The sequence below is a fragment of the Nitrosomonas communis genome (assembly GCF_024102715.1).
Lineage (GTDB): Bacteria > Pseudomonadota > Gammaproteobacteria > Burkholderiales > Nitrosomonadaceae > Nitrosomonas > Nitrosomonas communis_B.
On record NZ_JAGFJM010000103.1, the window covers coordinates 1 to 21109 of the forward strand.

The following is a 21109-nucleotide window of genomic DNA, read 5'->3' on the forward strand; positions in this document are numbered from 1 at the left end:
TAATATCTCGTCGCTTAATTTCTGCCCACTTTCTTTCCCTCCTTTTAAAGTAAATTGCTGCGTAGGGGTGCTCCAGGAAAAATCGGCAGTTGCCATGATACTTCGCCCTAAAAGATACTCAATTCAGGTTTCGCCGCCCCTAGGCGGTCACGCACGATAGACAACAAAACTGATGGTTCGATGGGCTTCTCGATAATGCAGATCCATTCTTGTGACTTATTTTCAAAATAAGGCAAAATCATGTCGCCGAGTGAAGTCATAAAAATTGCCTGCATTTTAGGAAAGCGATTGTGTAACTCTACATATGTATTCAAGCCTGCATCCATGGATTCGACCATGACATCAAGAATTGCTAAGTCAGGGACAAAAGCGGGATCTTGCAGCGAATTGATAAAATCTTTCGCTGTCTGATAACTGTAAACTTCATAGCCGTGGGCGCTTAGAATGCGGCGAACGGTATCTCGAATATCAGGATCATCATCAACGTGAGCGATTCTTTGTGTCATATTCATCTCCTTTGTTCAATCAAAGTAGCAGCTAATGTCAGCAGGCCTTTCAATAATAGGCCTCATCTAGATCCCGAGTTTTTGTTCTCTTTATGAATGTTGCTATTAACAGCGTGACTACGATCAGGCTATTCATAAAGAAGCGAGTGGTAGATTCATGTTGTTCTCATTCTTAAATCTCTCTTGTGGAAAAATACTACACCTTGCTGTTCTCAGTGAGCAAGAAGTTTTGATTAATCGATGCGCGCGACAGGAAAGTTATTATTTTTTTTGAGCAGACGGTTTAAAATTGAAAATTTAGATGCGATTAACTATTCGAAAATTTGCGCATTGGCAGCAGGAATTACTTTAAAAATGGTGATTGTCATATCAATGCTGGTTCCTTTAAATAAGCAATAAGTAATGAAATAACGGACCTTGTGCTGTTCTATATAAAGATTAGAGGTGATTTTGGTTGCTGAATTAATAAATCCAATATTGGTTGGATTTGTCATTTTGTTTTTATTACTTGCCCTGGTGCGGGAATGGGTGAGTCCGGATATTGCGGTAGTGGTTGCAGTAGCCTGTTTGCTGGCATTAGGCTTGCTCGATAGCAAGCAGGTATTAAGTGTGTTCAGTAATAGTGCGCCAATCACAATTGCAGCACTGTTTATCGTTAGCGCTTCACTTGAAAAAACAGGATGTGTTGCCAAGCTTGCTTATTGGATAGGGGAGGTGGCCGGACAAAGTGAACGCAAGTTGTTAGCGGTAATCATGCTAACAGCGTTGGTAATATCGCCATTTATTAATAATACGCCTGTGGTGATGGTATTGACGCCTGCAGTGATTGCAGTAGCGATTAAATTGCATACTTCTCCTTCACTTTTTTTAATTCCATTATCTTATGCCACGATTATGGGCGGTATGATGACGCTGATTGGAACTTCAACGAATATTCTGGTGGATGGTGTCGCTCGTGATATGGGATTGGCGCCATTTAGTTTGTTTGAGATTACTACGTCCGCACTTATTTTGGCTTTATTGGGAGGCGTATTTATTTTTTTATTTGCTCCCAGGTTTTTACCTCTGCGGGAAACGCTGGCGCAGCAATTTATGGGGGCAAGTGACCGTGCTTTTATGACCGAGCTGTTTGTGCCAGAAAATTCACGCTTAGCAGGAAAAACATTGGCGGCAGCAAAATTGAATCGTGCCGGGGTGTTGGTGCTCAAACTATTTCGTGGTGATGAAGTGATTTCATCACCTGCGGCGGATATCCGGCTTGAAATAGGGGATCGGTTGGTTGTGCACAGCAAGGGCAGTACCATGATGGATTTGCACTCATCTGATTTGGTTGGTTTGCGGGGTAATAGCAGTCATGATCTTGAAACCTTGCGTCGTAAAGATGCAATTGTTATTGAAGCGATTGTCGGTTCAAGTTCTCGTTACGTGCAGCGCCCTATCCGTGATCTGGATTTGCTGGCGCGTTACGGCATTCATTTGATCGCAGTTCATCGCAAAGATGCGAGCATAGGAGATGTTGTCGATGATTTTCAGTTGCAATTTGGCGATGTTTTACTGGTGGAAGGCACGCCGGCGCAAATAAAGCGGTTTTGTGAAAATGGCGATCTATTTGCCCTGACTGAAGGTAAGGTTACGACACCACGGCAACATAAAGCGCCGATTGCTTTAGTGGTAATGGCGGGTGTCATCATATTGGCAGGACTCCAGGTGCTGCCGATTGAAGCTTCAGCGATCATTGGCGCAGCGATCGTCCTGGCTACAGGATGTGTCCGTTCAGATGAAGCCTATAAAGCGATAGAATGGCCTTTACTTGTGATGATTTTTGGGATGCTGGCAATTAGTATTGCCATGCGTGAATCGGGTCTGGCAGATATGGCGGCCCGCAGTCTGCTCAATTTAGGCAACGGATTGGAGCCATGGTGGGCATTATTAATAGTTATTTTGTTGACCTCTTTGGTAACAGAGGTATTGAGTAACAATGCGGTCGCTGTTTTAATGACTCCGATTGTTATCGAACTGGCGCAGCATATGGGGGTGGACGCCCGACCTTTTGTTGTGGGAGTGATGTTTGCTGCCAGCATGAGTTTTGCAACACCCATTGGTTATCAAACTAATACATTGGTTTATAGCGCCGGAAACTATAAATTTAGTGACTTTGCCCGTCTGGGTATACCGTTAAATGTATTACTCGGGCTAGGCGCTGCCATGCTGATTCCAATATTTTGGCCGCTCGGGCCTCTATGAGAGCTGCACAACCATTATTTCACGCATTGCTTGATGAGAAAATGGATACTGCCCTCCTGGCAGTGCGAATGACGCCCGATTGCAGAATTTATTGCGGGGATTTGGTTTGATTGGTATTGGTAAATAATTGAGCAGAAATGACACGAGACGATACAGGCAAGCAAAATACTTGCCCAGAACCATCCCTTGCGCAGGCTATTGTTTGCTTGCTTGGTATATTTTTAATGATTTCCTTAGGGCTATTCGTGCTCGAGATCTATATTCATGCCATCATTTTCCTGTGTTTGCTCTGGGTAGGCGCGCATGCAGCTAACCTGGGCTATTCCTTCACAGATATTCAGCACATGATGAATACGGGAATCAGTAGTGCGCTCCCTGCAATTTACATATTTATTTTGATAGGCATGGTAATTGCCAGTTTTATGCAAAGCGGCACGATAGCGAGTCTCTTGTATTATGGGCTGGAGTTGCTCAACCCGGCACTATTTCTTGCGTCTGGATTGATCTTATGTAGCCTTATGTCGATTGCGACGGGTACTTCCTGGGGTACAGTAGGAACAATAGGGATGGTATTGATCGGAATGGCCGAAGTAATCGGAATTCCTTTAGTCATTGTAGCAGGCATGATCGTATCAGGCGCAACCTTTGGTGATAAATTATCACCCATGTCAGATACAACGAATCTCGCAGCCATGAGTGCGGGCACAAACCTCTATCGCCACATTCATGCCATGCTGTATACCACCTTCCCAGCCTACGTACTAACGCTTGTCCTTTTTGTTTTTGTGGGCCAGCAATATTCAGAATATGCGTTGCCTGCAGAAGAAATAGCGGCTATTCAAGATGCACTAAAAAGTATATTTCAGTTGAATTTGTGGATTACATTGCTACCGCTGTGGTGCATGTTTGGGATGAGCATCAGAAAGTATCCCCCTGCAATTAGTATGTCATGCAGTATCGTATTAGCCATGGCGATTGCTATTTTTTATCAGGAAAAAAATATCATTGATGTTTTCAATGCACTTTGGCTTAATAAAAGTGGTACCACTGGTCTAGAAAATATCGATACATTGCTTGGTCGCGGCGGCATTTATAGTATGACCTGGACACTGCTGCTATCAATCATGGCGTTAGCGCTGGGAGGCGTTTTGCATCACGCCAAATTTCTTGCTGTCATTCTTGAGCGCATCATTGTGCGTATTAAGCGTATTCGCACTCTTATAATCACCACCATACTATCCGGACTAGTCGGCAATATGGGAATGGGAGAGGCGTATATTTCGATCATACTGAATTGCCAATTATTCAAGAATGCTTATCACAAAGCACAGCTTGATAACGCAACTCTTTCCCGTTCTGTGGAAGAGGGTGCCACTATGACAGCAGGATTAATTCCATGGACAACAGCTGGGGCTTTTTATGCAGCGACACTGGATATCCCAGTATTAGATTATGCGCCTTATGCTTTTTTGAATGTGCTTAATCCCGTAGTCTCTATTGTAATGGCTAGCCTGGGTGTCGGGCTACTCCATCGTTTCCGCGTTGACGCTTGATGGGGTGAGTGCTATATTGCTCCCAGCCGTGAAAAAGGCTGTAAGGGATGGAGATATTTATCCCTTAACGATAACAGGTCAGGGAGGAATGCGATGGAGTCAACAAACCAGCTTTTCATCAGTTCTGCGCTTAAGGATGTTGATCTTAGGGATAGGCTTATAGTGCAGATAAACAAAGATAGCCCGGAACTTACATGTGTTTTCATGCCAGAAAAAAGATCATGGGAGAGCGCATGGAAGGAGGAATGCCGGGAAAAAGTCAGGGGATGTAACGGGGTGATTGGTATCATCACTGCAAATACCATTCGGGCTGATGGGCAGCTATGGGAGCTCCGCTGTGCTTTTGAAACTAAAAGGAGAGTACTGCTGATTGGTGATGATGAGGCTTGCGAAATGTCAACCAAGAAATTGCCCGATCTCTTGAGAGACGAAGATATCCTGCCATGGAATGACTCTAACATTGCGATATTTCTTGGTAAATTACAAAGATAGTTTTTCCAGACTATCTCTTGATCCGATTGCAGGCTTTTCTGATATTTTCAAGTGCCGCCATGATGTTGTGGCGGGGAGTGCCGATATTCATGCGCATAAAACCGCTGCCTTCCCTTCCAAATAAAGCGCCAGGACTCAATCCAACTTCAGCCTCATGAGCAAAAAAATGCTTTAGCTGAGTATCGTCCATGTTAAGTGCGCGACAATCCAGCCAGAGCAGATACGTACCCTCAGACTTGATTAATTGAATGTCTGGCAGATGTTTGGTCAGATACATGTTGACATGGTCGCGTGTATTTTTTAGATAAACCATTAATTCATCTAGCCATCTTGCGCCTTGCCGGTAGGCAGTCTCAAACGCCACGATACTGAATGGATTGGCTGCGCTGACATGGATCATGTCAAAAAAATGGGTGATTGCAGCACGATAGGCTTTATTCGGCACGATCAGAGCAGACAGATGAAGTCCGGGAATGTTGAAAGTTTTGCTAGGTGCAATAGCCGTAATAATATTTTCTGGATTGTCGGTTACACTTGCCAGTGGATGATGCTGGTTTTCTGGATAAACCAGATCGGCATGAATTTCATCTGAAATAATCAACCAATCATGTTTATTGGCAATCTTGATAAGTTGGGTCAGTTCAGATTTGTCCCAGACTCTACCCACGGGATTATGGGGAGAGCAGAACAGCAACATGCGGGCATTTGCGCCAATTTGCTCCAGTTGCTCGAAGTCAATCGCGTATTGATTATGCTCAAGATATAACGGATTGCGTATTAACTGCCTGCCGGTTTTGGTTACAGCCGAGAAGAAAGGAAAATACACCGGTGGCTGGACGATAACCTGCTCGCTTGGTTGGGTAAGCGCCATAATCGTGGCGGTGAGCGAGGGGACAACTCCAGGACTTAGAATAATCCACTCGCGTTCCACTTGCCAATGATGGCGCAGTCTTAGCCAATCGATGAGTGATTCATACAAGCTTTCCGGAAAAAGTGTATAGCCGTAGATAGGGTGCGTGGCGCGCCCGATCAGCGCATGCGTGACTTCGGCAGGGGCAGCGAAATCCATATCCGCAACCCATAACGGCATTACGTTGGCATTGCCGAATAATCCCAGGCGCCCGTCAAATTTCGTGCTATTCGTGCCAGTTCGTTTGATGTCGCGATCGAATTGATCGCTCACGCAATTTTCTCCCAAATCGTTACCTCTGACAGGGTATGTTGGAATTTTCGTTTGGTTTCACGAATGACAAAAGGTACTTCTTGCGGGCCTTGAATTAATCTGAAGTGACTGCCCAGTGTTTCTTTCAAGCCATCCAGCGTCGTAAAGCTTTCGCCATCACGCTTGAAACCACCAATCCAGGCCTCCCGTTTAGTATGCTCTTCCAGCCAGGTATAAGGGGAAGCAATCAACAATAGCCCGCCAGAATTCAGACGGGTATGCACATTTGTCAGGAATTTAGCCGGGTCATAGAGGCGATCGATCAAGTTAGCTGCAAGAATGAGATCATAGCCAGTCAGAATTGGTTTCAGATTGCAGGCATCTCCCTGATAAAACTCGACCTTATGCTTGACATCATCAAGGCCCAGATTCACCAGCGAACGTTCTTTATAAAAAACAAGCTCACCTTCATCTGTCAGCGTGTAACGCAGAATCCCTTGTTGCACGAGCTGAACACCTTGATTGATAAAACGCGCAGAGAAATCGACACCGGTGACATGACCGAAATGTTTTGCTAGCTCGAAGGTGGAGCGCCCTGACGCACATCCCAAATCGAGCGCTTTGCGGGCGGGTTTGTTGCCCATAGCAGCAATCGCCAGTTTGGCCAGTGCAGCCGGGAAATTGGGCACATCGAAATAATTGTCGCCATAATGAAATTCAGCATATTCGGACAATAGTTTGTCTGTTTCATAATGAGAAGTAGGCTGGAAAGCAGGTGTGTCAGTGACGATATAACGAAACCCGGCATGCTGGAAGAAATGACGGCGGAATGCATAGCGGGATGATTTCAAAGATTCATTACCGCAGGAAATCCACGAGCCACCTTTGATGAGATTATGCCGGTCATCGAAAGTAGGCGTGGTGAAATCATCATAGTGCGGGTGAACATCGAATCCCTCGAATGGATAGGTCGGTGTTTCCGTCCACTGCCAGACATTGCCTACGAGATCGAAAAACTCGCCTTGAGGAAACTCAGTTACCGGGCAACTGGAAGCATAATGATCAAGATGAATATTTGCCGCACCCGCACTGGCATGCGGTACTTCGGTCAGATTTGCTGTCTCGTACAGTCGATACCACTCGTCTTCAGTGGGTAAGCGTACCGGTAAGCCGCTGGTTTTCGCTTTCCAGTTACAGAAAGCTTTGGCTTCATGATAATTGACTTCTACCGGCCAATCCCATGGCATCGACACTTCTTCGGTCATGAGGCGGAAACGCCATGCATTACCCTGTTTGAGCCAGAATGTGGGGTATTGCGCGCGGGTATGCCGCAGCCAGCCGCGGCCTTCCTCTTCCCAGTAATCTGCTATGCCATAACCATTGGCTTCGACAAAAGCGAGGAATTCCTGATTGCTGACCAGATAACGGCCCGCCTGGAAGGCAGGAACTTCTGCCGCGTGATGACCATATTCATTGTCCCAGCCAAAGGTCGGATCAGTCTTGCTTTTGCCTATCTGTACCTTGCCAGCCGGAACAGTGATCAAGTGATTCTCCGGTGCAGTTCCGCTTTTCCGGCACGGTTGCCAATCGGGGTGGGGTTGAACGTATTGAAGTGCATGCTGGCGAATCAGCACCGACGAAGTTTCCAGGTGAATGCGTTCATGTTCAATGCCCATCACAATGGTCCACCAGGGGCTGTCCCAGCCAATCGGCAAAGTCAAAGGCAGATTATTGATCAGTTTGTCAACGACGCTGCGCATGGTACGTCGGTAGGCGTGTACTTCTTCCACGGCCGGCCAGTCATAATGGGTAGTATCCAGATCATCCCAGCTCATTTCATCGACACCAACTGCAAACATCGACTCCATCTTGGGATTGATCCGTTCACTAATCAAGCCAGCCAGAATCAATTTGTTGATGAAGAAAGTAGCAGTATGTCCTAAATAAAAAATCAGAGGATGGCGCAGCGTGATTGGCTTAATGTAATAAGCTTCATTATTGCGTAACGTTTCAAAAAGCTGTTCATAACAATCTAGTGTAGTGTGAAAATAGGACCGTATTTCTTCACGCTTGGCATTAACGTCATGGCCATCAAGCGTCGGTGTTCTCTGAAAAAGTTTTTTGGACATAAAATATTAACAACCTGCTTATTCGGAACTTTCGGAGCGGATATTATACTCTTTCAGATTTTATAGGTCATATTCGACAAGAAAATAACTGTTTTGTAGCACAATGCTGCTTGATGGCTACCAAAGATAACTTAACTCCAGTCACCTCATCTCAGCTTCATTCTCGTACTTACTTCTACTAAAAATCGACCGGATACTAGCCTTTGTAAATTTTTATGGAGTGATCATTAGCGGAACTTTCTGCTGGAAATGATCGGGGCGCAACTTTTTTCTGGTGCAAATAATAATCATTATATTTCTTGTTTATGAAATTAATTTTTTAATATACTGTCACTAAGAATAGGGATATTGATTGAAAGCATTGAGGCTCGCAGTGAGCAAAGTAGGATTACCTATAGCAAAGGAGCGATCATGAGTAACGATACAGTGATATTACTCGGAGAAATTCTGGCTCAAGGTGGCTGGACGATGGTGCCGCTCTATGCGTGTTCGATCATTGCACTTGCTGTGTTTTTTCGCAAGCTCATCGAGTACCGGATGGTACATTTGTCCGATCTGAGTTGGTACGAAAATACGCTAAACCATATTCGTTCAGGGAATTTTGATGCAGTGAACGGGGAGTGTAATCACCACTCCCATCCTGCCGTTCATGTGGTATGTGCTGCCGCGCAGGCACTCAAAGAGCGGCCTGACCTTGCAGAATCTGAAGCTAGGCGAGTGGCTAGCCTCGAGTTGCAGAAGTTGGAAAAGAACCTCTCACTGCTTTCCTTTATTGCCCAGATTGCACCGCTGCTGGGTTTGCTGGGCACGGTATTTGGCATGATCAATATGTTTATGGGTCTTCAGGAATCCGGCAATTCCAGCATTAATCTATCCGAACTCTCATCAGGAATTTGGGAAGCGCTTGTGACCACAGCTGCCGGCCTGACGATTGCAGTTCCGACACTTGCAGCTCACGGCTATCTTGCCAGCCGCTTGGATAATGTTCGCCTTCAGTTGAGTGACATTATTCAGTGCGTACTATATGTTGCGCCCAAAAATATGATCAAAGTGGAGGTGCCAGATGAAATTTGAAACACGTGATCGTACTCCACCGACGATCAATCTTACGCCCTTAATCGACTGTGTATTCATCCTGGTCATTTTCATTGTTCTTGGCGCCAACTTTCATCGAATTCAAACACTGGAAGTTTCAATTCCAGAAGCGGAATCCCCTAGTGAGGCCGACACAGAATCTTTGGTAATTACGATTCCGGTGACGGGTGCGATCGATGTGCAGGGTAACCGGATTGAATTGGACGAACTCAAAACGCGGCTGCAACCAATGGTATCCCGTTATGAGGCGGTATTGTTGGTGGTGGATCAATCCGCGTCGGTGCAGCGTGTGGTGCAGATTCTAAGCGATGTGCAGGGGGTTGGCTTTACCATGGTGAGTATTGCAACGCAGAAGCCTGAAGGCGATGTGCCATGAATCAGTTACGCGGCTGGTCTATCCCTATCTTGACGACATGCCTTGTGCATGGTGCGATCACGATACTGCCTATCCATTTTGGCAAGAAAAATAATCAGTTAGATGATGCTGCCATTACTTTTAAGCTAGTGTCGCTACCTCAGTTATCTTCTTCACCTTCTGGGGAACATGTCCAGCATGCAGAGCAGCCAGAGCAATCTGTATTTACACCAGAAAAGAAACCTACACCGCCCCAGGAAGTTTATCAAGACAAAATAGTAGCGCCTACTCCAGCAAAACCAATCGCTCGATCACATAGCAAAGCCAAGGAGAAAACAGAAGTACAGCAATCTGCTGTCACTCAAGGAGCGCCAAACACCTCAGATACAAATGCTATGCAATCAGGTTCTTCGCATACATCTTCTAGCACATCTTTGGGGACTGGAACATCGTCTGGACCGGTCATGTTGTCCTCAGAGTTATCGGTCATTTGTCCAGTATTGAATGCCCCTGCTTATCCGCGTCAATCGCGCCAGCTTGGTGAGCATGGTGAGCTGATGCTAAAGCTGGAGCTGGATGAAAGTGGTCACGTGAAAAAGACGCAAGTAATTAACAGCAGCGGATATCGTCGTCTTGATGAAGCTGCTATCGCTGCAGTAAAAACCTGGCGCTGCAATCCACCTTTGCAGAATGGTCAACCGGTACGTGCGATTGCCTTGCAATCATTTAGATTTAGGTTGCAAGAGTGAGCACAGCAATTCTCAATACCATATAGAGAAGGGAAGAATCAGTCACCTTCAACAGAGTAATGTGCCACAATAGTCACCATGCTGCTTTTGTTAGCATCGAATGCCGCGAGCGTGTATCGCTTAAACATTGACTGCCATGCATGAAGCTATATCCATATCTTGAGGAGCTTTGTTAAATGTTGCCCGGTGTCCTGCTTACCATGGCGTTATTACTTCCTGATAGTACCAACTTTGTTCAGGATGCTGTTGATTACTACCAACAGGTGGGCGCTTATCAGACCGTGATCAAATCATCGGGCAGTCATAATTCTGATAAACCCGACATCATACGCTACTACTATCAGAAACCAGGATATGTGCGAATGGAAGTAATTGAACCATTTAATGGTGCAGTGCTGGTTTATAGTCCTCTGACTGAGCGGGTTAAATTATGGCTGTTTGGATACGGCAGTTTCCCTTCGTTCAGTTTGAGCCCAGAGAATAGATTGATACAGAGTCCATCTGGTCAGCGGGTAGATCGATCTGATCTAGGCACTTTCTATCAGAACGTTATGTTGTTGCAAAGCCAGGGTAAAACCACTGTAATCGGTACAGATTCGGTTGCTGGCCAGTCTGCCTTGCAAGTGAGTGTACAGGGGGAGAGTGGTTTTAGTGTAGGCGCTGTGTCACGGATGGAGGTATGGTTGGACCTGACGACTGGTTTTCCGCTTAAAGTGATGAGCTATCAGGCGGATGGCAGTCTGATTGAAATGGTGGAGATGTCGGAATATCAAATCAATCCAGTGTTCCCTGCAGGTTTTTTTGATCAGTAAAGTGTCAGCGACCGAATTCAAATTTACCACTGAATGGCGCATAAGCGCGCCTTTATCAGAGGTGTACGATACCATTACGCAGTGCCATGATTGGCCTATATGGTGGCAGAGTGTGGAGAAAGTGGAAAAACTTGTACCTGGCGAGGCGAGTGGGGTCGGAAGTGTCCATCGTTTTACCTGGCGAGGACGGATTCCTTACTCGCTTACTTTTGATATGCGTGTGACACGGCTTGTGCCGCTCGCGCTAATAGAAGGGCAAGCAAGCGGAGAAATGGTTGGGGCTGGGCGGTGGTGTTTCTTTTATGGAGATGGCGTGACGACAGTGCATTATGAATGGCATGTGCACACCAACCGGCCGTGGATGAATCTGATTGCCCCGCTTGCACGACCTCTGTTCAGCTGGAATCATCATCAAGTGATGCGGCAAGGAGCAATGGGGTTGGCACACTTGTTGAATGCCAGCCTGGAATCCGTTCACACTGAACGATATTGCAACAGGGTTAGGTGATTCATCTAGGTGGTATTGCCATTACCAATCCTGCTTTCCTGATTCAGGTTGTCATTACGGTTTATTCCCGGCAAAAAAATGTTCCACATCAGTTAAATTCCGTGTGCGCTTCATAGGGGGCAGACTCTGCCAGATGCGCTTGCCATAGGATTGAGAAATCAGTCGCGGGTCACAAATCATCAGTACTCCTCGATCATGCTCATCCCGGATCAGACGTCCTGCACCTTGTTTGAGGTTGATGATGGCGCGGGGTAGCTGATATTCCATGAAGGCATTGCGGCCTTCCTTGTTGATTTTTTCAATGCGTGCTGACAGCACCGGATCATCCGGTGAGGCGAATGGTAGCTTGTCGATGATCACCAATGAGAGTGCTTCACCCCGTACATCGATTCCTTCCCAGAAGGATTGGCTGCCGATGAGGATGGCGTTACCTGCTTCACGAAAGCGTTCCAGCATAGCGGTGCGTGATCCCTGACCTTGCAGTAACAGCGGAAAATCGAGTTGCTCATATGCTAATCTTGCCTGCAGGAGTGCATATACTTGTTGCATGGCACGCAAGCTGGTGCACAAAAAGAATGCCCGGCCACGGCTTGCCCGTAATACTGGTAGTGCTGCTTTGACGGCACATTCGGTATAACTGCGGTCATTGGGATTGGGAAGGTGAGTTGGAACATAGAGCAATGCCTGATGAGAAAAATCAAACGGACTGCTCAAGCTGATTGACTGAGCAGCTGCTAACCCCATCGCCTGACGGTAATGGGAGAAATCATTTTTAACTGCTAAAGTTGCTGAGGTGAATATCCAGGCGCGAAGGGAAGCATTTAATTGTTTATTGAATATTTCCGCAACGGAGAGAGGAGTGGCATTGAGCTGCAAAGTATGACTGAATGTTTCCACCCAGCGCACATAGCCTTCGTTTTCGATTTGCTCATGCCAGTGTTTGATATTGGCAAGAATGGTGGCAGCGCGGCGCCAGCAGTTCTCCAGTCCCTGTGAACGAACTGCCTGATTCTCAAGCAGACTGACGAGTAGTGTGAGTTTGTCCTGTAGAATGACGAGCGTATCTTTGAAGCCTGGGGTTTGCATTACTGTGGCGGATGGTAGGCGGATGTTTTCTCCCGCGATGGTTAAACGTAAATCGCGGGTTGCTTTTTCCATGGCGGCTACTGCTTCGGGTAAAGGAACGAAGTCTTTGGCGTTGAGCAGAGCCTCGGCCTCAGCGTCGCGTGCGAGTTCCAACAACTGGCTGGTGCTGACCGATTCACCAAAAAAGAGGCTGGCGACTTCAGGCAATTGATGCGCTTCATCAAAAATGACCGTATTGCAGGCGGGTAGCAATTCGGATAGCCCTTCATCGCGCAACATCACATCGGCAAAGAATAAATGGTGATTGACCACGACAATATCGGCTGCAAGCGCGTATTTACGTGCTTCCATGACAAAGCATTGCTTGTAATGAGGACATTCCGACCCAAGGCAGTTATCGCGCGTGGAAGTCACATGCTGCCAGATGGGTGCATTTTCCGGAACCTTGCTGAGTCCGCTTTTATCGCCATGCTGACTTGTTTTGGCGTAACGTTCGATCAGCCCCAGATGGCTGACTTCCTCGCGGGATGTGAAACTGAGATGGGTGGCTTGTAATGTTCTTTCCAGATGATAATGGCAGATATAATTGGTGCGGCCTTTCAGCAGTGCTACTGTGACAGGGACTTTCAGTGCTGCACGCATGGTGGGAATATCTCGGTTAAATAGTTGATCTTGCAGTGTTTTGGTGCCGGTAGAGAGAATCACTTTGCCGCCCATTAATAGGGCGGGCGCTAGATAGGCAAATGTTTTTCCAGTGCCTGTGCCTGCTTCTGCCAGGAGCACGCCATGACGTGTAATGGTATCTGCAATGGCTTGCGCCATTTCCAGTTGCTGAGGACGAGCACGATAACCTGATATAGTGCGGGCCAGTAGGCCATTCTCAGAAAAAATAGTTACGAGATCGGACATGGATAAAATATTGTCAGCTAAAATAGCACATTCGTGACATAGGTAATGGGTTAGAGCAAATTGATTTAATTCAATTCGGTATGTTTTGAAAAGATTCGGGGAATTACTGTTGCATGAATTGATTGCCTTTATTTAGTGAAACTCGACTGAGTACTTTTATTATGTAGCGTTCATAATGTGAAATTTTTCATCTCACTTCAATATCATCCTTGCCATGTGGGTAGGGTGAAAACCTGGACTATAGCAACTATCGCCTGAAAAAAAAGATTTTCAGGATGACTAAACGCGTAATGAACAAATTTTTTACTCAAATCTTCGTTTTCTTCATTTTACTTGGCTTATCTGTTACTACTGCTGCAGTCGAATTGCCTAATGAATCGAAAAAACACCTTCCGGTATACATAGAGGCGGACGAAATAAAAGGTTACCCGCAACAAGAAGTCGAGGCTATAGGAAAAGCCAAATTGCAGCGTGGCGATCAGCTGATATCAGCCGAGCATATGAAATATTTTCCTGCTACTGATGATGCGGTGATTGAGGGTAAAGTGCATGTTGAACGAGAAAAGGACGTTCTGGAAGGAACGCATCTTAGATTGAATCTAAAAAGTATAACTGGAGAATTGGGTCAACCCAATTATTCTTTAAAAGAAGGGGGCGGGCGCGGCAGTGGCAGTTTATTTTTATTTGAAGGGGAAGATCATTACCGCTTAATAAAAGGTAGTTATACCACTTGCCCAGTTGGAAACAATGATTGGTTCATACGAGCAGATGATTTGGAAATTGATCACGAACAGCAAGTAGGTACTGCGCGGCATGCTAGCGTATTGTTCAAGGATGTACCCATACTCTATGTTCCGTGGATGAATTTTTCTTATAGCGGCAAGCGCAAATCAGGCTTTCTTGCACCTGTCATGGGGAATACAGCGCGAAGTGGTGTGGAAGTATCGTTGCCTTTTTACTGGAACATTGCGCCTAATTACGATGCTACGATCACACCACGCGCCATGAGCAAACGCGGCATCATGCTTGAAAATGAGTTCCGCTATATGGGGCAGACGCTGGCTGGGCAGGCAATATTCGATGTCTTGCCTGATGATTGGATTACAGATAAAACTCGCTATGGTTTGTCATTGACTCATGCGCAGTATCTGGGGAAAGGGTGGTCAGGAAATCTCGACTATAACCTGGTTTCTGATCGTGATTTTTTCCGTGATCTGGGTGTTAACGTTGGACTTACTTCCAGAACCAACCTGCTGCAGCAGATGTCTACTTCATATAATAGTCATTTGGGTCGTAAGGGAGCGATAAATTTTACTGCACTCGTTCAGAGTTTCCAGACACTGCAAGATCCGAGGGCGTTGATTACACCTCCCTACAAGCGTTTACCCCAGTTTTCCTTGACAGCGTCGCAGCGGAATATCTATGGATTTGATTTTGATCTTACCAGTATCTGGACAAATTTTTATTTTGAAAGCCAACGTTTGCCGGATGGGCAAACATTAAGCTTGGCCGATGGAATGCGCATGGTGCTGTTTCCCAGCGTCAGTGTGCCTTTGCAAACATCGTTTGGTTATATCAAACCCAGGATAAGCCTGCATCATACCCGCTACAATTTGAATGAGCCGGTGAGCGAAAGTGGAGATACCAATATTACGCGTACTGTACCGTTATTCAGTCTCGATACTGGCGTGGTATTTGAACGGGATATGATGTTCAGGAAAGAAAATTTCGTGCAAACACTTGAGCCACGTATTTATTATCTCTATGTTCCTTTCCGCAATCAGGATGGCCGTATTTTTCCCAATTTTGAATCAGCCGAGATGGACTTCAGTTTTGCGCAGATTTTTACTGAAAATAGATTCAGCGGCCATGACCGGATCAATGACGCCAATGAGATCACGTTTGCATTGACCTCGCGCTTAATCGAGTCGGCAACAGGTGATGAGCGATTGCGGATTGCGGCGGGACAACGGATAAGGTTTGCAGACCGGAACGTAGTGCTAAGTACACAACAAACGACAAGCGATAAATCAGATTTTATTGCTGCTATTTCAGGGCGTATCACACCGTCGATTACGACTGATACGAGTATACAGCTTGATCAAAGTGAGTTGCGTACAGAAAAAATTCGTACTGGGGTAAGTTATCACCCAGAGCCAGGCAAAGTATTCAATATCGGCTATCGCTACACTCGCGGAATACCTGGTTTGGTGCAGACTAATCCGTTTTTTCTTCCGCCAGGAGTCGGTCTGGAGCAGGTCGATGCATCAACGCAATGGCCATTCCTGAAAAATTGGCAAGGGATGGCAAGTGTCAACTATTCATTGAAGGATGAAAAGCTTTTAGCGGGGTTGATAGGAATAGAATACAATTCATGCTGTTGGTCACTGCGCATGGTGCTAAACCGGTTTATTACCGCAACAGAGAGAACGTCTACTGCATTTTTTGTCCAGCTCGAATTAAACGGCCTGATGCGAATAGGCAATAACCCGATACGCGTATTACGACAGGGTATTCCGGGCTATACGCGCACAAGCGAGCAGTAAGTAACTTGGTTAATTTAACAATCGAAATCAATGGGTATTGTGAAAGATATATGCAGGATAGCTAAGATGGTGAGCCTCCTTCTTAATAGAGCGGGATCTGCTGGTCAAATTATGTTGATGCTAGTCTTCTTGGCGGTGGCGGGGGATATTATGGCGCAACAAACAGCTGCGCCCAATCAGGTGCTACCAATCGATCATATTGTTGCTGTCGTCAATGAAGAAGTCATTACCCGCAATGAGCTGGATGAGGTAATTCAAAATACCGTCAAACAGTTGCGGAAACAGGGAATCCAGTTGCCGTCTTTTAGCGTGTTAGAAAAACAAATATTAGAACGTCTTATTCTCACAAGAATCCAGTTGCAACGTGCAAAAGAACTAGGCATATCCGTCAGTGATACCGAGCTTGATAAAACGATACGCAATGTCGCCAAGGAAAATAATTTGTCCATGGGGGAATTCTATGCTGCGCTCGAACAAGATGGTATAGCTTTGAGTCAATTCCGTGACGAGATACGCAATGAAATCCTGCTAACCCGGCTAAAGGAACGGGAGATAAGCACTCGTGTCAATGTGACAGAAGGTGAAATAGACAATTTTCTACGCACTCAGGAAACTTCATCAATGGGTAATGATGAGTATCGTGTAGCGCATATTCTGGTTCAGATCCTGGAACAAATGGATGCGGCCCAAGTTGAAATGAAGCGTCAGCGCGCTGAAGCTGCTTTGAGAAAACTGCAGGAGGGAGTCGAATTCGCACAAGTTTCTGCAGAATTTTCTGATGCGCCTAATGCCATGCAGGGTGGAGACCTTGGATGGCGGCCGATCATGCAAATGGGAACCACCTTTGCTGAAATATTGGCTAACATGCAACCTGGCGAGCTGACACCCATCATTCAGAGTCCTGTAGGTTTCCATATTCTTAAACTGCTTGGCCGGCGCCCGCAAGAAACCCCTGTGGTCATTGTCAATCAAACGCATGCCCGGCATATTCTCATTAAAATCAGTGAGCTGACATCGGAAGATGATGCGCACCGTATGATCATGCAGATCAAAGATCGCATTGATAGTGGTGCTAATTTTGCCGAAACGGCAAAAGCATATTCTGAAGATGCCAGCGCCTCAGGGGGGGGGGATCTCGGCTGGCTTTCTCCGGGCGATACTGTGCGTGAATTTGAACAAGCGATGGATGCATTGTTACCTGGCCAAATTAGCTCGCCTGTAAGAACCCAGTTTGGCTGGCATTTGATTCAGGTGATGGAACGTCGGACACAGGATGTGAGCGAGAAGCAGCAGCGCCAAGCTGCACGTCAAGCGATCCAGGCACGCAAGACTGATATGGTGCTGCAGGAATGGCTACAGCAGTTACGCGATCAGGTTTATGTTGAATACCGGTCAGAAGATCTTTAGCGCGATAGCTTTTAGTTGTGAATCAAATGCTCATTCTTGCATTAACGGCGGGTGAACCAGCTGGTATTGGTCCCGATTTGTGCATCCAGATTGCCCAGGAAGCTTTAGCCTGTCAACTCGTGGTCATTGCTGACCGGAATATACTGCAGCAGCGTGCAGCATTATTACAGCTGCCTTTGGAAATAATTGAAAGATCTTCTGCCCTTTGCGGTAAACATAAGCCTGGCAGCCTGCAAATCGTGCATATACCGGTCAATGTACCGGTTCATCCTGGCCAACTCGATCCAGCGAATGCAAGTTATGTACTCAGAACACTGCAATATGCGGTAAAAGGGTGTCAGAATGGAATGTTTGATGGCATGGTGACAGCGCCGGTTCACAAGGGAATCATTATCGAGGGAGGGATATCTTTTACCGGTCATACCGAATATCTGGCAGAAATGACACACAGCCAGGTAGTCATGATGTTGGTAGGTGGCAACATGCGCGTTACGCTTGCTACTACGCATTTGCCGCTGAAGGAAGTTGCTGCGGCCATCACGGCTGAGAAGCTGGAACAAAAACTACGTATCATTCATCATGATCTGATTCATCGTTTTCTCATCGATAATCCCTGTATTGCGGTTGCTGGGCTCAACCCTCATGCAGGCGAGTCTGGTCATATAGGACGTGAAGAAATTGATGTCATCATTCCAGTATTAGATAGACTTCGTGCTGAAGGTATGGCGTTGCGAGGGCCTTTGCCGGCCGATACCATGTTTAATCCAGCCCGGTTGCCGGAGTATGATTGTATTCTTGTCATGTACCATGATCAGGGATTGCCTGTGCTTAAGTATGCAAGCTTTGGGACGGGGGTTAATGTCACTTTAGGGCTTCCCATTATCCGGACGTCGGTCGATCACGGCACCGCTATAGATTTGGCGGGAACGGGGCGCGCAGATCCAGGCAGTTTACGGGCAGCCATAAAATTGGCTATCATGCTGGCTCAAAATAAGCGTATTCTGCCACAATCCTGAATTTCCTAACCACAGCCACGAATGGCCTGTACCTACTGATTGGTTAAAGTGTGAAGCATATTCCTCGCAAGCGTTTTGGCCAGAATTTTCTGACCGACTCCCATATCATCGTTGAAATCATACAAGCAATCCGGCCATCCAAGAGCGATCAACTGGTTGAGATTGGTCCTGGGCTAGGGGCATTGACACGCCCATTGCTGCAAATAGTGAATCACCTTGATGTCGTGGAAGTTGATCGGGATATCGTTGAGTATTTGTACCGGGAGTTCACTGAAGAAAAGCTAACCATCTTTTCGGCCGATGCGCTGCAGTTTGATTTTTCTCAATTAGGTCATTCATTACGCATTGTTGGCAATTTGCCCTACAATATTTCCACGCCGCTTTTATTTCATCTTAGTCAATTCTGTTCCCATATTCTCGATATGCATTTCATGTTGCAGAAGGAGGTCGTCGAGCGCATGGTCGCTATTCCTTCTACAACCGATTATGGGCGTCTGTCGGTGATGCTGCAGAATCGTTTTGAAATGGAGCAGATTCTGACTGTTCCGGCTGAGTCGTTTCGTCCTATTCCCAAAGTACAATCAGCTATTGTGCGCATGCTTCCATTGACGCAACCGATTGTCCCGCTTGAGCAGGAACCGTTATTTGCCAAAGTGGTATCAACTGCCTTCTCACAGCGACGCAAAACATTGCGCAACACGTTGCATGGTTATTTAGAGCCAGATGATTTTGATGTGTTAGGTTTAGATTCCGGTTTGCGCGCAGAGAATTTGTCGGTAGTGCAATTTGCAATGATCGTGAGCTATTTGAGTAAGCTTCCTGAATAATGTTTGGGTAACGACTTTTGTTCCTACGCGTGGATTCGATCGCGAAAGACAAACTGAGCGCCAGTTTTACAGCGCTCGATGAGAATCTCCAAATAATCATTCCACCCAGTCTTTACCAATCAGAAAATCAGTATAGAGTGCTGCTTCGGTACTGCCTGCGGCAGGTGTCCAGTTATAACGCCACTTGACGATCGGTGGCAATGACATTAGGATGGATTCAGTACGCCCGCCTGTCTGTAATCCAAACAACGTTCCTCTGTCCCAGACCAGATTAAATTCGACATAGCGTCCGCGCCGATAAGCCTGGAAGTCACGCTCACGTTCTCCATAGGGTATGTTAAAGCGTCTTTCCAGAATAGGGATATAGGCGGCTAAGAAATGATCGCCCACACTTTGCATTAAGTTAAAGCAGGTGGCGAAATCAGGTTGGTTGAAATCATCAAAAAAAATACCGCCAATGCCACGCGGTTCCTTGCGGTGTTTTAAGTAAAAATAATCATCGCACCATTTTTTGAAATGCGGATGGTGTTCATCCCCAAAAGGTTGCAGTGCGTCTTTGCAGGTCTGGTGAAAATGAATAGCATCTTCTTCAAAGCCATAATAGGGCGTTAGATCCATGCCGCCACCAAACCACCAAATAGATTCTGTGCCTTCCTTTCTAGCCTCAAAAAAGCGCACATTCATATGCACAGTGGGCGCATAAGGGTTACGGGGATGCAAGACCAGTGATACCCCGGTAGCTTCAAAAGAACGGCCAGCTAGCTCAGGTCGCGCAGCAGTGGCGGAGGCAGGTAAGCCACCACCAAAGACATACGAAAAATTGACTCCACCGCGCTCAAACACATTGCCTTCTTCGATCACACAACTCAGTCCACCTCCTCCCTCCGGGCGTTCCCAGACATCATGCAGGAAAGGTTTGCCATCTATTTGCTCTAACCCTGCAACGATTCTTTTTTGTAAATCTGTCAGAAACGCTTTGACTTCCGCTGTATTCATGATTGCTCCTCTTTTAGCTCAGTAACATCAGTTAAATAGACTTTTGATCACAAGCGTCATTCTACCTACAGGTACACGGCTAGGAAAGAAATTCAACCGCAAGCATGCGGCTGAAAGTGTTGGCTGGTGCGACAGTGAGTAAATCCGTAGTGGCATGTGTTAGACTTGGCACACCGAATTAACGAGAAGAAGAAAATGTCTGGCAATACGTTTGGGAAACTTTTTTGTGTTACATCATTTGGTGAATCGCATGGTCCAGCGATTGGTTGTGTGGTAGATGGTTGTCCGCCAGGAATGGCTTTATCAGAAGAGGATATACAACGAGAACTGGATCGACGTAAACCGGGCACTTCGCGGCACGTTACCCAGCGACGTGAAGCTGATCGGGTAGAGATTCTTTCAGGTGTGTTTGAAGGTAAAACGACCGGTACGCCGATTGCCTTGCTGATTCGCAACGAAGATCAACGCAGCAAGGATTACAGTAAAATTATGCAAGTGTTTCGTCCGGGGCATGCCGATTACACCTATTGGCAAAAGTATGGTATCCGTGATTACCGTGGCGGCGGGCGCGCATCAGCACGTGAAACTGCAGTACGGGTTGCAGCAGCAGCCATTGCCAAAAAATGGCTGCATGAAACTTTTGGTATCATTATCCGCGGTTATATGGCGCAATTAGGACCTGTCGTTATACCTTTTAGGCAGTGGGATGATATAAAT

Annotated in this window: 18 protein-coding genes; 13 read left to right on the forward strand and 5 right to left on the reverse strand. The window is 46.3% G+C overall.

The window, feature by feature from the left end; translation table 11 throughout:
• Positions 1-107 precede the first annotated feature (107 nt).
• Positions 108-506 (reverse strand): response regulator, encoded by a 399-nt coding sequence (locus J5I83_RS09695; protein ID WP_304055436.1) that lies wholly within the window; start codon positions 504-506, stop codon positions 108-110.
• Positions 507-956: 450 nt separating this feature from the next.
• Here J5I83_RS09695 and J5I83_RS09700 point away from each other — a divergent pair, with 450 nt between their 5' ends.
• The 3 genes from J5I83_RS09700 (at position 957) to J5I83_RS09710 (ending at position 4795) form a co-directional block, all read left to right on the forward strand.
• Positions 957-2750 (forward strand): SLC13 family permease, encoded by a 1794-nt coding sequence (locus J5I83_RS09700; protein ID WP_304055438.1) that lies wholly within the window; start codon positions 957-959, stop codon positions 2748-2750.
• 137 nt (positions 2751-2887) lie between these two features.
• On the forward strand, positions 2888-4303 hold the full coding sequence (nhaC, locus tag J5I83_RS09705; RefSeq protein WP_304055441.1) for a Na+/H+ antiporter NhaC: 1416 nt from the start codon (positions 2888-2890) through the stop codon (positions 4301-4303).
• Between the two features lie 93 nt (positions 4304-4396).
• On the forward strand, positions 4397-4795 hold the full coding sequence (locus J5I83_RS09710) for a hypothetical protein (protein ID WP_304055443.1): 399 nt from the start codon (positions 4397-4399) through the stop codon (positions 4793-4795).
• 10 nt (positions 4796-4805) lie between these two features.
• On the opposite strand, the gene J5I83_RS09715 is transcribed toward J5I83_RS09710, so the two are convergent.
• Positions 4806-5978: a PatB family C-S lyase gene (locus tag J5I83_RS09715; RefSeq protein ID WP_304055445.1), complete on the reverse strand. Its 1173-nt coding sequence runs from the start codon at positions 5976-5978 to the stop codon at positions 4806-4808.
• Positions 5975-8086: a 5-histidylcysteine sulfoxide synthase gene (ovoA, locus tag J5I83_RS09720; RefSeq protein ID WP_304055446.1), complete on the reverse strand. Its 2112-nt coding sequence runs from the start codon at positions 8084-8086 to the stop codon at positions 5975-5977. Before ovoA ends, J5I83_RS09715 begins: the two co-directional genes overlap by 4 nt.
• Before the next feature lie 411 nt (positions 8087-8497).
• Between ovoA and J5I83_RS09725 the strand changes: the two genes are divergently transcribed.
• The 5 genes from J5I83_RS09725 (at position 8498) to J5I83_RS09745 (ending at position 11605) form a co-directional block, all read left to right on the forward strand.
• Entirely contained in the window at positions 8498-9160 is a 663-nt protein-coding gene (locus J5I83_RS09725) for a MotA/TolQ/ExbB proton channel family protein (protein ID WP_304055449.1), read from the forward strand.
• Positions 9150-9557, forward strand: a complete 408-nt coding sequence (locus J5I83_RS09730; RefSeq protein ID WP_304055451.1) for a biopolymer transporter ExbD — start codon at positions 9150-9152, stop codon at positions 9555-9557. Before J5I83_RS09725 ends, J5I83_RS09730 begins: the two co-directional genes overlap by 11 nt.
• A complete protein-coding gene (locus J5I83_RS09735; protein ID WP_304055453.1) occupies positions 9554-10285 on the forward strand; it encodes an energy transducer TonB in 732 nt (243 codons plus the stop codon). The genes J5I83_RS09730 and J5I83_RS09735 overlap by 4 nt, the downstream gene beginning before the upstream one ends.
• Before the next feature lie 176 nt (positions 10286-10461).
• Positions 10462-11097: a hypothetical protein gene (locus J5I83_RS09740; RefSeq protein WP_304055455.1), complete on the forward strand. Its 636-nt coding sequence runs from the start codon at positions 10462-10464 to the stop codon at positions 11095-11097.
• Positions 11087-11605, forward strand: a complete 519-nt coding sequence (locus J5I83_RS09745) for an SRPBCC family protein (RefSeq protein ID WP_304055458.1) — start codon at positions 11087-11089, stop codon at positions 11603-11605. The genes J5I83_RS09740 and J5I83_RS09745 overlap by 11 nt, the downstream gene beginning before the upstream one ends.
• Before the next feature lie 54 nt (positions 11606-11659).
• Here the strand turns inward: J5I83_RS09745 and J5I83_RS09750 are convergent, their stop codons facing one another.
• A complete protein-coding gene (locus J5I83_RS09750; RefSeq protein ID WP_304055460.1) occupies positions 11660-13600 on the reverse strand; it encodes an ATP-dependent DNA helicase in 1941 nt (646 codons plus the stop codon).
• Between the two features lie 275 nt (positions 13601-13875).
• Here J5I83_RS09750 and J5I83_RS09755 point away from each other — a divergent pair, with 275 nt between their 5' ends.
• From J5I83_RS09755 to rsmA, 4 genes are all read left to right on the forward strand, one after another.
• A complete protein-coding gene (locus J5I83_RS09755) occupies positions 13876-16146 on the forward strand; it encodes an LPS-assembly protein LptD (RefSeq protein WP_304055464.1) in 2271 nt (756 codons plus the stop codon).
• A gap of 111 nt (positions 16147-16257) precedes the next feature.
• Positions 16258-17553, forward strand: a complete 1296-nt coding sequence (locus J5I83_RS09760; RefSeq protein ID WP_369683416.1) for a peptidylprolyl isomerase — start codon at positions 16258-16260, stop codon at positions 17551-17553.
• A gap of 26 nt (positions 17554-17579) precedes the next feature.
• Entirely contained in the window at positions 17580-18569 is a 990-nt protein-coding gene (gene pdxA, locus J5I83_RS09765; RefSeq protein ID WP_304055475.1) for a 4-hydroxythreonine-4-phosphate dehydrogenase PdxA, read from the forward strand.
• A 50-nt stretch (positions 18570-18619) separates the two neighbouring features.
• The gene (gene rsmA / locus J5I83_RS09770; RefSeq protein ID WP_304055466.1) at positions 18620-19396 is read left to right on the forward strand and encodes a 16S rRNA (adenine(1518)-N(6)/adenine(1519)-N(6))-dimethyltransferase RsmA; all 777 of its coding nucleotides are present in this window, start codon (positions 18620-18622) and stop codon (positions 19394-19396) included.
• 96 nt (positions 19397-19492) lie between these two features.
• Here the strand turns inward: rsmA and hemF are convergent, their stop codons facing one another.
• Positions 19493-20392 carry an oxygen-dependent coproporphyrinogen oxidase gene (gene hemF / locus J5I83_RS09775; RefSeq protein ID WP_304055468.1) on the reverse strand — a complete coding sequence of 300 codons (900 nt, stop codon included), beginning with the start codon at positions 20390-20392 and terminating at the stop codon, positions 19493-19495.
• 195 nt (positions 20393-20587) lie between these two features.
• Here hemF and aroC point away from each other — a divergent pair.
• The coding region (gene aroC / locus J5I83_RS09780) for a chorismate synthase (RefSeq protein ID WP_304055471.1) at positions 20588-21109 on the forward strand (522 nt) is incomplete at its 3' end.

Excerpts from the sequence above, each read along its gene's own strand:
- J5I83_RS09695 (WP_304055436.1), bottom strand. The coding sequence starts at position 506 with ATGACACAAAGAATCGCTCACGTTGATGATGATCCTGATATTCGAGAT.
- J5I83_RS09750 (WP_304055460.1), bottom strand. The coding sequence starts at position 13,600 with ATGTCCGATCTCGTAACTATTTTTTCTGAGAATGGCCTACTGGCCCGC.
- J5I83_RS09755 (WP_304055464.1), top strand. The coding sequence starts at position 13,876 with ATGACTAAACGCGTAATGAACAAATTTTTTACTCAAATCTTCGTTTTC.
- ovoA (WP_304055446.1), bottom strand. The coding sequence starts at position 8,086 with ATGTCCAAAAAACTTTTTCAGAGAACACCGACGCTTGATGGCCATGAC.
- J5I83_RS09740 (WP_304055455.1), top strand. The coding sequence starts at position 10,462 with ATGTTGCCCGGTGTCCTGCTTACCATGGCGTTATTACTTCCTGATAGT.
- J5I83_RS09725 (WP_304055449.1), top strand. The coding sequence starts at position 8,498 with ATGAGTAACGATACAGTGATATTACTCGGAGAAATTCTGGCTCAAGGT.
- J5I83_RS09760 (WP_369683416.1), top strand. The coding sequence starts at position 16,258 with ATGTTGATGCTAGTCTTCTTGGCGGTGGCGGGGGATATTATGGCGCAA.
- hemF (WP_304055468.1), bottom strand. The coding sequence starts at position 20,392 with ATGAATACAGCGGAAGTCAAAGCGTTTCTGACAGATTTACAAAAAAGA.
- pdxA (WP_304055475.1), top strand. The coding sequence starts at position 17,580 with ATGCTCATTCTTGCATTAACGGCGGGTGAACCAGCTGGTATTGGTCCC.
- J5I83_RS09735 (WP_304055453.1), top strand. The coding sequence starts at position 9,554 with ATGAATCAGTTACGCGGCTGGTCTATCCCTATCTTGACGACATGCCTT.
- nhaC (WP_304055441.1), top strand. The coding sequence starts at position 2,888 with ATGACACGAGACGATACAGGCAAGCAAAATACTTGCCCAGAACCATCC.
- J5I83_RS09710 (WP_304055443.1), top strand. The coding sequence starts at position 4,397 with ATGGAGTCAACAAACCAGCTTTTCATCAGTTCTGCGCTTAAGGATGTT.
- J5I83_RS09730 (WP_304055451.1), top strand. The coding sequence starts at position 9,150 with ATGAAATTTGAAACACGTGATCGTACTCCACCGACGATCAATCTTACG.